This is a genomic window from Myxococcus sp. NMCA1 (assembly GCF_026810205.1).
GTDB lineage: Bacteria > Myxococcota > Myxococcia > Myxococcales > Myxococcaceae > Myxococcus > Myxococcus xanthus_A.
This window is the reverse complement of the sequence record NZ_CP113950.1, coordinates 9,411,034-9,424,884: the sequence shown is the minus strand read 5'-3', so window position 1 is coordinate 9,424,884 and position 13,851 is coordinate 9,411,034. Positions and strand designations below refer to the sequence as shown.

General features: G+C 68.8%; 11 protein-coding genes. 2 read left to right on the top strand and 9 right to left on the bottom strand.

Annotation, left to right across the window (positions count from 1 at the left end):
* Positions 1-101: 101 nt before the first annotated feature.
* The 9 genes from OZ403_RS39120 to OZ403_RS39080 form a co-directional block, all read right to left on the bottom strand.
* Positions 102-3,917: an FG-GAP-like repeat-containing protein gene (locus OZ403_RS39120; RefSeq protein WP_268783160.1), complete on the bottom strand. Its 3,816-nt coding sequence runs from the start codon at positions 3,915-3,917 to the stop codon at positions 102-104.
* A gap of 40 nt (positions 3,918-3,957) precedes the next feature.
* Positions 3,958-5,547 (bottom strand): hypothetical protein, encoded by a 1,590-nt coding sequence (locus OZ403_RS39115; RefSeq protein WP_268783159.1) that lies wholly within the window; start codon positions 5,545-5,547, stop codon positions 3,958-3,960.
* Positions 5,544-6,266: a hypothetical protein gene (locus OZ403_RS39110; RefSeq protein ID WP_268783158.1), complete on the bottom strand. Its 723-nt coding sequence runs from the start codon at positions 6,264-6,266 to the stop codon at positions 5,544-5,546. The genes OZ403_RS39115 and OZ403_RS39110 overlap by 4 nt, the downstream gene beginning before the upstream one ends.
* A gap of 74 nt (positions 6,267-6,340) precedes the next feature.
* Positions 6,341-6,904, bottom strand: coding sequence for an RNA polymerase sigma factor (locus tag OZ403_RS39105; protein WP_140878132.1), 564 nt, complete (start codon positions 6,902-6,904; stop codon positions 6,341-6,343).
* A 119-nt stretch (positions 6,905-7,023) separates the two neighbouring features.
* Complete coding sequence (locus OZ403_RS39100) at positions 7,024-8,076, bottom strand: hypothetical protein (RefSeq protein WP_140796235.1); 1,053 nt, start codon at positions 8,074-8,076, stop codon at positions 7,024-7,026.
* Positions 8,077-8,081: 5 nt separating this feature from the next.
* Positions 8,082-10,319: a hypothetical protein gene (locus OZ403_RS39095; RefSeq protein ID WP_268783157.1), complete on the bottom strand. Its 2,238-nt coding sequence runs from the start codon at positions 10,317-10,319 to the stop codon at positions 8,082-8,084.
* Between the two features lie 24 nt (positions 10,320-10,343).
* Positions 10,344-10,973: a hypothetical protein gene (locus tag OZ403_RS39090; protein ID WP_268783156.1), complete on the bottom strand. Its 630-nt coding sequence runs from the start codon at positions 10,971-10,973 to the stop codon at positions 10,344-10,346.
* Entirely contained in the window at positions 10,957-11,640 is a 684-nt protein-coding gene (locus OZ403_RS39085) for a hypothetical protein (protein ID WP_268783155.1), read from the bottom strand. The genes OZ403_RS39090 and OZ403_RS39085 overlap by 17 nt, the downstream gene beginning before the upstream one ends.
* Positions 11,641-11,733: 93 nt before the next feature.
* Positions 11,734-11,874, bottom strand: a complete 141-nt coding sequence (locus tag OZ403_RS39080) for a hypothetical protein (protein ID WP_268783154.1) — start codon at positions 11,872-11,874, stop codon at positions 11,734-11,736.
* 57 nt (positions 11,875-11,931) lie between these two features.
* Here OZ403_RS39080 and OZ403_RS39075 point away from each other — a divergent pair, with 57 nt between their 5' ends.
* Positions 11,932-13,272, top strand: coding sequence for an AHH domain-containing protein (locus OZ403_RS39075; RefSeq protein ID WP_268783153.1), 1,341 nt, complete (start codon positions 11,932-11,934; stop codon positions 13,270-13,272).
* A 12-nt stretch (positions 13,273-13,284) separates the two neighbouring features.
* Positions 13,285-13,851 (top strand): imm11 family protein, encoded by a 567-nt coding sequence (locus OZ403_RS39070; RefSeq protein ID WP_268783152.1) that lies wholly within the window; start codon positions 13,285-13,287, stop codon positions 13,849-13,851.

Sequence of the window (13,851 nt, the reverse complement as noted above, 5' to 3'; positions counted from 1 at the left end):
GTAGTCGTCGTCCTGCTCGGGCGGGGGAGAGGGGGGCTCCGTCACGGTTCCTCGGAGTTCGTGAGGATAGCACTCCGAGGAACAGCGCCCGTTGCTTCGCGTCAGCGGATGCGCAGCAGCGTGGTGTGGGTGCCGAGGATGCCGCTCCCGGTGAGCACCTCGGGGACGCCGTCGTGGTCGACGTCCAACAGCACCAGCTCGTGTGGGGTGTTCAGCGTTCCGAAGCAGCTGGCGGTGCCGAAGCTCGCGTAACCCCAGGAGGGCAGGACGCAGACGGCGTGGTGCTCGGGGGATGCGATGAGCAGTTCGGGGAAGCCATCCCCGTCCAGGTCCCTGGCGGTGAGGTGTCCGCCTTGAGCCCCGAGGCGCGCGGGTTGCCCTCTGTAGAAGCTGAAGTTGCCCGAGCTGATGATGGGGAGGACGCCGTCCAGCATGCTCTGGCAGGACACCACCAGATCCACGAGTCCGTCGCCGTTCAGGTCCTCGGCCACGATGCCAGCGGGGTTGCAGGATGGGATGAGCGGCGTGAACTCACTCCGCCGGACCAGCGTGCCATTGGCGCGGCCCTCGAACATGAGCAGTTCGAAGGTCGGATACGTCCTCCGCACCACCACCAGGTCCGTCTGGCCATCCTGGTTCAGGTCTCGTGAGAGGAGCAGGGGGCGCGAGGAGTAGGTGGCGAGCACGCCGCCGTGCGCGAAGGTTCCATCCCCTTCGTTGCGCAGCAGCCGCAACTCGACGGAATCAAACTCGCCCTCCCTGCGTGACAGGTCGATGACCACGTCCAGGTCGCCGTCCCCATCCACGTCTCCCGTGACGAGATGGTGCGTGCTCAACGCCGTGAAGTCCTCTCCCAGGGACAGCACCTCACCCGGGCGGAAGGTTCCATCTCCGTTGCCTCGCAGCAGCACGAGCGACTGTCCGTAGGGGGGCACGTCCTGGCGCGTGAGCGCGAGCACGTCCACCGTCGGACCTGCGTCGAAGCGGCCCGCCAGGAGCTTCCACGCCTCCTCCGGGAGCATGAAGGGGCCACGCAGCACGAGCCCTCCTTCCGCGCGCGTGAGGTGCACCTGGAGGCTGCCATCCACCCGGGACGCCACATCGTCCTGGCCATCTCCGTCGAAGTCGCCGGTGACGAAGAGCGCGCCCATGGCCGGGAGCGTGGGTGCCTCCAAATTCCTCAGCACGCGCACGGTCTGCTCCATCCCGGAGAGCACGGCCAGGTCCGGTTTGCCACTGCCGTCGAAGTCTCCCGCCACCAGTCGTGAGGGATACCGTCCCGCGGGCAGCGTGCGAGGCTCGAAGGTGCCATCGCCGCGTCCCTGGAAGAGGGTGACGGTGTTCGCATCCGCGTGCGTGTAGGCCAGGTCCTGCCGTCCGTCTCCGTCGAGGTCACCGGAGATGAGGTGGCTCTGCGCGCCGAAGCTGTGCCAGGTGTGTTGATGCAGGCGCAGGGGAGCGGCGAACCGGCCGTTGCCGTCACCTTGCAGCAAGTGGATGGCGGACTCGCTCTGGCCCACCACGAGGGCCGCGATGTCCAGGTGGCCATCCCCGTTGAAGTCGGCGGCCGTGGCGAAGGAGGTATTGCCCTCCAGCGAACCCATGTGCTCGGACGCGAAGGTGAGCGAGCCCCGACCGTAGAAGGCCTGGATGGCACCTCCGATGACCACCAGGTCCAGGCGCCCGTCGTTGTCGAAGTCCCCGGCGACCACGGCGCCTCGTGCCTGGTGGTGGAGCTTGGGGCCCTCGAAGGCAACTGTCAGCCTGCCTCCGTCCGTGTGGCGCATGACGACGACTCGGGTGGGCAGGGAGACCACGACCTCGGGCGTTCCGTCGCCATCCAGGTCTCGCACCACGGGCGGGGTGAGGTCGTAGGTTTGGTCGCGGTTGTTTTGGTTCTGGATGGGGTTGTAGGTGCGCGCTTCGAAGTAGCCCTGTCCCTGACCGCGCATGACGTAGACGCCTGGGCTGGAGGATGCGTTGGCTGAAACGAGGTCCAACACGCCATCTTGGTCCACGTCGGCGGCGACCAGGTGCTTGCCGCTCATCAGCATGTTGGGCTGGGCGTTCTGGAACTCGAGGCCGCCATTGCCCAGCCCGCGGAGCAAGCGCACGTCGGCGTTGGCGTCGTGAAGCACGGCGATGTCCGGCTTGCCGTCCTGGTTGAAGTCACCGAGCGCCGTGCCGTACGTCTTTCCCGCAGAGTTCTGGGGCATCGTCTGCACGGGGCTGGAGTCCAGGTCCACCTCGCAGCGCATCTCCGGCGCGGTCAGTGCCACGGCGTGCGTGCGCGTCGCGGGTGCAGTACCGGGGACAGTGGCGGTGATGCGAACCCGGGCCGTCGGCGCGGCGCCCGGCACATCCTTGGGGCGGTTCCAGCGGAAGGTGTGCGCGGTTCCCTGCGCGGAGGCCTCAAGCGCCACCAGGCCGGACGCGCGTTCGTAATAGGAGTCCCCCGCCTGGGTCGCGCGGGTGAACGTCCCACTGCCCGTGGCATCGAATTCCACCAGGACGTCGGCGCGCTCCCCGTCCACCTGCCGCAGCGTGTAGGTCACCGGCTGGCAGCCACGGACCGCCGAGGGAATGTCGAACTGGGTGACTTCCACGGGGGCAGGCTGCGTCTTCACGGGCGCGCCAGCCGTGGCGGCGGGGCTGTCACCCACGGCGTTGTGCGCCACCACCGAGACCGTCTGGGCCTTCTTGCTGGGCACGTTCTCCAGCACGGCGCTGTGCGCGTCCGCGTTCACCGCCACGCTCACACCTGAAGGTTGGGCCACCACGGTGTAGCCGATGAGGCTGGAGCGTCCGTCGGACGCCGGGGGCCCCCACGTCACGGTGAGCGAGCGTACGCCCGGCTCGGCCTGGACGGAGGCGGGCGCGCGCGGCGGTGCGTGCGTGCGCGCGGAGGCCGTGCTGCCGTCGGGCCCCTGGCCCACGTCGTTCAGAGCGGCCACGGTGAAGGTGTACTCGGTGTCGTTCGGAAGGCCCGTGAAGGTGGCTTCGTTGGCCGAGCCGTCCACCTGTTGCGTGGCGCCACCAGGCGCGGCCGTTACCACGTAGCCGGAGACCGTCAGGCCGCCGGTGTCCTCGGGCGGCTGCCAGGAGACGGTTGCCGCGCGCACGCTGGGCGTGGCGGCCACTGACACGGGCGCGCCGGGCCGGGCGGCGGGGACGGCGGACGCGGACTCCGTGGACGCGGGGCCCACGCCCACTGCGTTCACCGCGTGCACGGTGAAGGTGGAGGCCACGCCGTTCGTCAGTCCGCCCACGGTGGCCGTCAGCACGGGGCCGTCCGTTTCGACGCTCGCGCCGCTCGGGTAGGTCGTTACCACGTAGTGGAGGACGGAGCGCCCACCGTCGGACGCGGGCGCATTCCAGGTGACGCGCACCTGCCGGTCTCCGCGCTCCACCGCGAGGGCCAGGGGCGCGGTGGGCACATCCGGCAGGCGCACGGAGTCCACGCCCGTCGCGGGGCTCACGCCCACGGCGTTCCGCGCGGTGACGGTGAAGCGGTAGGTGCCTCCGGCGCGCAGTCCGGTGACGCGCGCGGTGGTGCCCTCCACCTGCACCTGGATGCCGTCCTCGAAGGGCTCGACGCCCACGTCATAGCCGGTAATCGCGCTGCCGCCATTCTGCGCGGGCTCGAACCAGGTGAGCGCCACCGTGCCCGGGTCGGGAATCGCGGACACCAGGCGCGGTGTGGACGGCGCGGTGGGCTCGGGTGGCTTGGGCGGCCGGAGTTGCTCGCACCGGGCGGCATCCGTCACGCACACGTTGGCGTCGGGGCAGCACGTCCAGCCGTCGGTGCAGGGACAGGGCCGCTCACCCTCGTTCACGGGGTTGATGCAGCCGGAGACCAGCAGGGCGCCGAGCAACAGGCTCAGGACGCGGGAAGGAAGCCGAGGAGATGTCTTCATTTCAAGCTTCACAACGAAGGGCGCCCGCGCGTTGGACGAATCAGAATGTGCCCAAAAGGCCCAGGGCCGCGCCATCCGAGCTCAGGGTGGCCAGTGGCACCGTGTCCGTGTCCGGCCACAGGAACAGCAGCGCGCCGCTCAGCACCGCCGCGCCGCCCAGTCCGTAGAGCACGCCACTGGCGGTGTTGTAGGCGCGGATGCGGCGGTTGCGCGTGGCGGCCTCCTGCTGCGGCAGGCCGGGTGAGATGCTGCCGCGGATGTCGCGAGCCTCCATCGTGGCCCACATGCCCACGCCCGCGGAGGCCACGCCCAGCGCCAGCGCGCCCCAGCCGAGCTGCTTCCGGAGGCTGGAGCGTCCCCCCGTATCGGAGACCTCCGTCAGCGTCAGGGGTGGCGGCGCCCGGAACTCGAAGCCCGCGACGGTGTCGCTGCCGAAGGGCAGGGTGAAGATGTGCTGGAAGGACGCGTGCGCGGCGCCACGTGACGCCACGCGGGGCGCTTCGGCGGACAGGGACTCCAGGCGCACGACGTCTGGCGCGGTGGGCAGCGGGTACTCCGCTTCGTTACCCATGCGTCGCAGGAAGACGGGGCCGCGCGGAGGCGGGCGCAGCAGGCGCAGGGACTGGCCCGGGGCGTTGTGGAACTCGGCCAGGCGCACGCCGTTGGTGTCCTCCAGCAGGTAGTGCGCGCCCTGGGTGCCGTCGACCTCGAGCCGCCGCTCCATCCCCGGGCGCAGGTCCACCAGCAGCTCGGAGCCCTTGGGCGGCCGAGCGTGGAGCTGGGGGCGGAAGCGCTCGTTCGGAATGGCCGCGTTGGCGCGCTCCACGAAGGCGGCGATTTCGCGGTAGCTCACTTGCCCGTCACCGTCCGCATCCGCCGCGCCGAAGAGGCCCGAGCGCACCTCGTGGTTGAAGACGCCGGCCTCGAAGGCCTCCCACTCATGGCTCTCGCGAGCGGACGAGGTGGACAGCAGGAGGCCCACGTTGTCCGCCAGCGCCAGGCCCACTGCGCGCGTGAAGCCCGCGGGCAGAGGACGCCGCTGTCCGCCAGGCCCACGGCTGTAGGCCAGGAAGTACGAGTAGCACGCGTCGACGATGAGGTGGACGCGGTCGGCGCCGAGCTTCCCCACCACGTCCGAGGACAGCATCTGCCCGGTGAGAGGACCGTCCTCCAGGCTGACGTAGCCCTCGCCGTTGCGCACGTTGCCGTGGCCCGCGTAGACGACGTAGGCCACGGTCTCCACGCCACGGCTGCGCGCCAAGGCGATGTCCTCGCCCAGCTTCTTCACGGAGGAGGCCAGCTCCGGGTGCTTGGGGTCCAGGGCCTCGGCGGCGGCCTGCGGGTGCAGTCGGCGCGTGTTGTCGTCCATGCGCGCGAGCAGGTACGTGCGCGCGCCGAGCATGCGGAACAGGTCCAGGTATCGCGCGGCATCGTCATCCGCGAAGCGCAGCGCGAGCTGGTCCGGCTCGTGGCTGCGATTGACGCCGATGATGAGCGCGAAGGAGGCGGTGCGCGGCGGCGTCGCGGCCTCCAAGGACACTGTGCGCGGATGAGGCGGGATGGCCTCCGTCATGGAGGACCCCGTGGCCACCACCGGAAGCAGGGCGAAAAGCAGGACGGCGAATCTCATGGGATGACCTGGAGCTGGAGCGAGGTGACATCCGCGCCGGCGGGGAGCACTGTGTCGAGGTCGCCCTGCTCCACGAGCGACTCCATCTGCCTCACGGTGAGCGGCGACTCCAGGAAGACGGCGTGAAGGGTGAGGGCCCCGGGCGCGAGCGGATGAGAGATGGCTTCGGGCAATTCGCGCAAGGTGTCCCCATCGGGGATGGGAATGGCCGAGGGGTTGCTCGCCGGGTCGGTCCAGCTCGGGTGGTACCAGTAGACGCGGCCCGCGGTGTCCCGGGCGAAGACCATGAGGAAGCGGTGCGCGTCGGGGTTGCGGAAGGCGAAGGCCAGCTCCTGCTCGGGCCGCAGCGCGGGGCCTAGCAGGGTGGTGTGGCCACCGGGCGTCACGGCGTAGGCGAGCAGCCGCGCCTGGGCCGCCGCATTGCCCGCGCCCCGAGCGGTGAAGCCCGTGTCGTCGGTGGCGGCGGAGGGCAGGCGGACCACGAGCATCGTGAGGCAGGCCACCGCCACGGGAACCAGCGCGAGGTGCCACCAGTGCGGCGCGTTGGCGCGCGCATCCGATGCGCGCCCCTCGGGCCGTGGAAGCGCGGACGCGCCGAGCCCCAATCCCCGGGCCAGCCGTGTCCGCGCATCCGGAGCGGAAGGGTCCATCCGGGCGAGGAGGAGCTGGCGCTCATAGCGTTCGCGGCAGTGGGCGCAGTCCGGGAGGTGCTCGCGCATGCGCCGTTCATCCAGAGGTGCGATTCGCCCGGAGAAGTGACGGTCGACGAGGGGGAGGAGGGCGCAGGAGGGGCTCATCGGGCCTCCGGGGTGAGGAGGAACTTCTTGAGGAGCTGGCGGACGCGCAGCTCCTGGTAGGCCAGGGTGGTGCGGCGCATGCGCAGGGCGGTGGCAGCCTCGCGCTGACTGAGCTGGCGCACGAAGCGGGCCTCGAAGACGGGGGCCCACTTGGGGGGCAGGCACTCCTGACGGAAACGCTCCAGCAGGAGGCTGGCGTCGAGCCCGGGCTCGGGCGGGGTGGGGTCCTCGGACACTGAGGACTCCATGGCGAGCCGGGCCAGGGCGTCCGACTCACGCCGCTGACGGCGCACCCGGTCCACAGCGAGGTTGTGGGAGAGAATGTGCAGCCATCCCGCCAGGGAGCCACCCTGGAAGGAGCGGCGCGCGGCCTCATCGGACACGAGCCGGAGGAAGACGTCGTGAACCACGGTCTCCGCGTCCACTGCCGGGAGGACGCGAGCGGCGGAGCGGTACACCGTGTCGAAGTGGTCCCGGTAGCAGGCGTTGAGGACCCGGGCGTCCCCGGCATGGAACCGGGCAAGCCACTGGCGTGCCTCCGCCGAGGTGTCGTCGCTCAAGGGGCCGCGTCTGGAGGGGCCTGCAGGGTCCACGAAATGCCCAACGTCCGGGGCGGGGAAAATGGACGAAACCATTTTCGGGCGGGCTCCGGAAAAGGAACCCGCCCGGGCGTGGAGACCTACGGCCGGCGGCGGCCCCCCAACTCCAGCATGTCGCGCGTCACCACGGCCATCCGCGTGGGACCGCTCATGGCTTCCCCACAGAAGGCGTAGACGAAGTTCGTCTGGGCCTTCCCGGTGAAGGCGGGGTGCTGGAAGAGGTCGTATTCGAAGTGCCCCGTCACCAGGGACCCCGCTTCCACGGGCGCGTCCTGGAAGCAGGGGACGCGGAGGGAAATCACCTCGGCTTCGCCCGTGCGACTGCCAATCACCACCAGGAAGACGGGGACGATGGCCACCGGGCGGGGCTCGCCGTAGCCGTCGTCGTCCTTCTCGGGCCTGGGCGGAACCCGCTCGTGGGCCAGCACGGGCACCTGGAAGGTGCCGCGGATCCATGCGGGCCGGCCCTGCTCGTACAGGAACACCCGCTCACCGTGCACGGCGATGCCCGGGGCCTCCGGCGCGGGAGGACTGTCCGGTCGGGCCTTGAACTGGCGCTCGTCCTCGCCGGGGGCATACCGCACGGGCTCGGGCGGTGGAGGCTGCTGACGCATGGCCTCCAGAAAGCGAGCAACCTCCTCGTCCTGGTATCCGCCAGGCGTGGGGCGGGTGATGTGGAGCTGCACGCGGTTGGACGTGCGGTCCAGCATCAGCGCCGTCAGCACGTAGTGCCCGGGCTGTTGCAGGGCATCCAGGCGGAGCGCGTCCGTCTGCTCGACGACGGCCAGGGCGCCTGAGCCCGGGGGCTCGGAGGGCGGCGGGTCCTGGTCGAACAGCCCCGGCTGCTCCGGTGGTTCGAACAGCGGAGTGATGTCGAGCGTCCGGTCTTCCATCCGCACGGCCACGAGATGGCCGGTGCTCCATGGGTCGTAGATGCGCATCTCCTGCTGCCTGGCCGCGTACAGCGCCAGCAGGGGGATGCGGTCGATCCGCACGAGGTTCGCTTCCGCTGGCGTGTCCAGGAACAGCCCATAGCGTCCCTCGGGGAGGAACTTGCGCAGCACCCGTGCGCTGAACTTGAACGGGTCCGTCCAGTAGTCCTGGCCCTCGATTTCGAAGATGCCCGGTGCCATGTCCACTAGGCCTTCCAGTTCGTCGTGATGTCGAGCGCGTCGCTGGCCCGGATGTAGCGCGTGCACTCCGGGCAGTAGTTGAACTGCACCGTCTTCGTCTGGTCACCCTGGCCGAAGAGAACGCAGTTGGTGTCGAGCTGGAAGTCGGCAGGGGCAAAGCTCCTGGCGCCCAGGTTCTTTCCAGCGGCCTTCAATCCATGCGCGCAGTGCGCGCCCTTGTGGCCGCGGCCTGCATAGAAGAAGCCCGCGGGGATGAAGGCGTCGAACGGGATGCCTGGAATCTGGTGCCTGGGGAGGCGGCCTCGCTTGTCGGTCGCTTCACCTTTGTTCTCGATGTACGCGTGGCCCAGGTTGTGGCCCATCTCATGGCACAGCGTTCGCGCGACGCCATCGGCGGTGCCAAGGCCCATGCACGGCGTCATCCTTATCTTCCCCTGGACGGCGTTGGCGTTCGCCCCCATCTGGAAGTGACGGAGCCCCACGGTGACCACGATTCGGTGCTCGTAGCCGTTCCAGTCCAGATACTGCCCGGGGTCATTGGGGTCCGTGTTGGGCAGCTTGATCTTGAACTTCTGTGAGGAGACGAAGTCGACCCACTTCGAGGCTTCCGCCTCGGTCGTTGGAAGCACCTCCGTGGGCTCCTCCCAGTAATTCCAGAGGGAGTTGAGTTCGCTTTGCCCTGGCTCGTCCTCCTTCCAGATGACCTCCTTCTCCAACCACTCGGTGTCGCCCTGTTTGCGGAAGCCGGTGATGCGCCAGTAGACCTTCTCCACGCCCCACAGGTCCGCGGCGCTCGTGCACACGGGGTTGCGCAGGGCGGTGAGCTGCCCTTTGGCTGTCGAGTGCTCCACCGGGGTGTCCTTGGCCTCGAACACGGCCACGTACTCGCCGGGCGTCGCGGCGGCCACGTTTGCGTCATCGTCAGACAGCGTCTTGGGCAGCATGTCCGTCCAGACGAGCATGAACCGGCGAGGATCCGCCGGCGCATTGTGGAGGACGAGGTCCCTGAGGGCATCCAGGTCGGTGGGGGGCAGGAACGTGCAGTTCTTGTCCGCGGTGAGCCTGGGGTGGACGTACGCGCCCGGCATGATGAAGGTATCCACGCCCCCCCGCGCCGACAGCAGGGTATTGATGTTGGCGGCCGTGTAGACGGCGCAAAAGGCATCGGGGAAGTTCAGCTCGATGAACAGCGGGTCGAGGATTCGCTTGAGGGCGGCCTTGAAGGTCGCGTGAGGCCTGGGGGCCACGTCGTCGTTGTTGACGATTTCGTCCCAGCCCTGGCGCAAGTCGCTGTGGGGGACGACGAACTCGGACTCCAGCCTCCGCCAGTTGCAGACCCAGAGTTCGTCGTCGCCCGTGCCGTCATCGAAGCCGACCTGGATGTGACAGCTGTCGCCGCCGGCGTAGCCGAGCTGGACGTGGAACACGCAGCTGCCACCATTCGCGGGCAGGGCGAGCTGGGCCTTGTAGACGAGGTCCGCCGTCCCCGGCGCCGCGTCCGGGTCCGTGCTGGTCTGCTCCGCGCCGTTGAGGATGAGCGCCGGACGGGGCGTGGTCCGCTTGCTGTTGGTGGCCTTGAAGGTGACGCACACGCTGAGCTTCTGGTCCTTCAAGCCGAGCGCCCGGTCATGCGGTGCCACCTCCACCCGCATGATGTTTCCGTTCTCCGTGCCGTCCTGGAGGGGGCTGTTCACATACTGTTTCCAGGGGGTGGCCTCGGCCCTGCCGTCGGCGTGCGAGATGATTTTCGCCGTCCACGGAAGCTGGGAGACCTTGAGCGTGTAGCTCGCGGCCTCTTCCGTGGAGGCAATCTTCTCCTCGAGCTTCCATGGGGAGACGACCTCGAGTTGGTAGGCCTTCTTTTCGAGCGGGCCGGTCCAAGCGCCTCCCGTCACCGTGGGCTTCTCGGTCTTCTCACCTTGCGCAAGGGAGAAGGTGAAGCCCTCCACCGAGCCCTTGGCGCCCTCCTTCAACTGGACGGCGAGTTTCAGGTGCTTGGGCCAGACGCGGAAGGTGTCCTTGCCAGAGAGGAGCTCCTCCTGGGCCGGCAGCTTGTACTTCCACGAGATGACGTAGTGGTCCTTCCCGGGGGGGACCTTGCCGCAGGTGTGCTTGTGGCTCTTGGCCGTCGCCTTCTCTTCCTTGCCGTTGCCATCCGTGTTGAGGAGGGTGAACTCGACGTCTTCCTCGGTCTCGACGCCGGCCAGGTCGATCGGATCGCCCTCATAGACCTCGTATTGCATGTGGAATTCCTTGTCGGGATGGGCTCAGTCGAGCTTGGGCTGAGGGGAAAAGGAGGCCCGGGCGGAGCTGGGGCGCTGGGATGTGGCACGGGCTTGGGCGGAGCCCGAGGGCTCCGCAGCGAAGGTGGCCTTGGCGGTGCTCGGAGGCCGCGAGGTGACGGTGGCCGTGGCGGAGGCGGGGCTTCGCGATGCGCCGGAGTCCTGGGGGGCGCCCGAGCGGGATGTCACCTGGGCCTTGGCGTGGAGCGGAGGCCGGCTCTTCACGGTGGCGACGGCCTTGGGAATCACACACCGGACGGGGACGATGATGCTCTTGGACTCGCTCGCGGCCAGGGAGAAGGGGCCGGGAGGCGCGTCGATGCGGTAGTTCCTGGCGTTCGCGCCCGTGAGGGTGAGCTGGAGCGAATAGGCGCCAGCTTGCAGCGGGCGGAACGTGACGGCCCCCGAGTCCACGGCGGTGGCGCCCTGCTGTCCCGTTGGGCCGTTGAGCTGGACGGTCGTGTCGCCGATGAGCTGTGCGTTCTCAGGACACCACACCTGGACGATGACGGTGGCCGCAGTGGTGGGGCAGCGCATGACGGGGGCGCCCGCATCCGGGGGCACGTTGGCGACGTCCTGGGTCGCGCGGTCGGTCCAGTCAGCGGTTGGTGGCATTGGGGACCTCGCTGCCTTGCTGCTTCAGCATGCGGAGAATCATCCCGGCCTTCTCCTCGGAGGGAATCGACGCCGAGCGCAGGATGGCGCCGCTCCAGGCCATGGTGGGGGTGTCCTCGAAGCCAGGGCCCTTCACCACGACGAGGTCGGTGAGGAGGGTGATGCTCTTCGGGTCCTGGATGCCGTGGCGCTGCGCGGTGGCGGCACCCTCCTCGACGAGCGCGAGCGCGGCGGCGGGGCTGAGGGCGCTCATCCGTTCGGGGAAGACGCGTCGCAGGTGCGAGAGCTGTCGCTCCTGGACGCTGGGCTTCGCGGGATTTTCGAAGGCCTGCATCTGGGCGTCGCGGATGGTCAGCGCGCCCTTCCAGGGGCCCTTGGCGACGCCGTGGCCGGGGGCGGAGCGCCGGCACGTGGTGGCCCAGGAGGTCGCGTCGTAGCCAGGCGTGGCTGCATCCGCGAGCACCTGGCCGAGCGCGAACAGCACGGCCTGCGGCGTCTCTCCCAGTCCCTGCCGGTGCGCGGTGGAGAGTCCCTCTTGAAGTCTCCGGAGGGCCTCGGACTCGCCCAGGGCGCGGTACTCCCAGGCGTAGTGTTGCTTCAGCGAGGTCAAGGCGTGCCGCAGCAGCGCCGAGGGCGGCGCTCCCGCCACTCGGTTCCAAGAGGACATGGGTGTCAGGTATCGCATGCTCGGCGGGGTAAGCGGGAGAACCTGGCTGGCAGGTCGAACTCGCCCGACGTGTGAGCGTGCTTCCAGATTCACTCAGGCATTCGCCCAGGTCACCACCGCGCGCTCCAGTCGGTTCGCGGCGAGGTCCTCGTGATGGAGGAGGACGTAGGCCTGGTTCGTGCCCCAGTGGAATCCCGAGGTGTTGTCAAAGGTGACTCGCCAGAGCTGTGTCACGCCCGGGAGCTAGTTTGACGGGGCGCCTCGCATGGACTCGAGGCCACGGGGGTGCCCATGCGGCTGCCTGGGATGGTCTTGCTGCTACTCATCGGGCCCGCGTGCTCGACGGTGCGTGTGGTGCGTCTGGACACGGGAGAGGCTGCGCCCATCGTGCACGCACCGCGTGATGCGGAAGGCGCCAGTTCCGTGGCGTTGGACGATGAGGCGTTCGAGACCGCCGTGGTGTCATTGGCCCGGGATGTGAGGCCCTCCCTGCATCCACTGCGCGATGCGCGGCGGCGCTTCGGTGTACCGGACAGGAGTGGGGTCTACGCGTACGAGCATCGAAGCCAGAGGTTGATCCCCGTGGAGGAGCGCGCGGACGGTCCGAGCCTGTTGATGGCTTATGCGGATGAGGCGCTGACGCGCGACTACGGCCAATGGTGCGCGCGGCAGCGGCAGCCGGGTGACTGCCTACGACTACTGGATGAAGGCCCTCTGCTGGCCAGCGATGGGAAGTACACGCTGGCGATGGCCATCGCCATGGACTCGGTCTGGGAAGAGACGGCCGAGGCACTGCGGGACATGGCGGATCCTCAGGCTGTGATGGCGACGGTGACAGCGTCCGTCAGCGTGTACCTGCTGCTGTGGGCCTTGCCGGAGCCGGTGAGCAAGGGCGTTGCCGCACTCGTGACGGCGACCGCGATTGCGTATCTCGGTGTGGATACGGTGTGGCTCTTGCTGGATGGGTGGATTGCCCTGGTGCGCCAAGCGGACCGGGCCAGGACCTTCGAGCAACTCAGCGCGGCGGGAGAGGCATACGGCGAGGTGCTCGGAGAGAACGCCGCGCGCATCTTCGTCATGCTGGCCACGGCGGCCATCGGGAACACGGCGGGACTGGCGGCGAAAGCACCCAGGCTGCCGGGCTCCTCACAGGCGGCGCTGAACGTCGAGGTGCAGGCGGGCTACCGGTACGCGGCGCTCGGGAGCGTGGAGTCAGTGGCGATGACGGCCGATGGCTTCACCGTCGCGCTGGCGCCGCATGCCGTGGCCATGACGGCCGGTGGCGCGGACGGCGCGAGCCGCACGCAGAAGCATCACATTGCCACGAACAAGAACGAGGTCTCGACGGCGCGTGGTGGGCCGTGGACGCCGAGATTCAAGGCCATCTTCAAACGGGCAGCGATGGAGTTGAAGGACCCTGAGAACATCATTCCCGTCTCAGCGCACCGAGGACCACATCCTCGCGAGTACCACGAGGAGGTCCTTTTCACGCTCGAAGAGGCCACGAGCACCTGTCTGACCGTTGTCCAATGCCGCGAGGCACTGACCCGGGCGCTGAACCGCTTGGCGCGTGAGGTCTCGACACCAGGCACGCGGCTCAACACACTGGTGACTTCGGGCACGCGGCGCTAGGAGCGTTCCATCATGCCGATGCGGTACTACCAGCTCACGGATGACATGTATCTGCCCAAGCGCTGGGAGGTGGGAGCCCTCGTCGGACCGGATGAAGTCGAGGTGCAACCGGCGCTGCTCAGGAACGGAGCGCCTCTGTCGATAAAGGGCCGCTTGAAGGTTTCCATCGAGGCACCCGGCGGGCCGCTCGATTTCACCCACGCGCCGTACAGCATTCCCATCGTGCATGTCCGGGTGGCGTCCCTGCTCGCGGAGCGGGTCCCGGACGAGGTCCAGTTCCTACCGGTCGACATCCCTTCACAGCCCGACCAGTACCTCGTGCTGAACGCCCTTCGGCTCATCCGGTGCATTGATGACGTCCACTCCTCCGAGGTCCGCTATTGGGAACCGGAGGACGGCATGCCGGAGAAGGTCGGGACCTACTTCTCTGTGGCGGGCCTGCGCATCGATACCTCGAAGGTGGGCGGCGCCAAGGTGTTCCGCACCTGGGGATGGACCGGCGCCCTCATCGTCTCCGAGGACCTCAAGGTCGCCCTCGAGCAATCCGGGGCCACGGGGATGAAGTTCACCCCCGTGTGA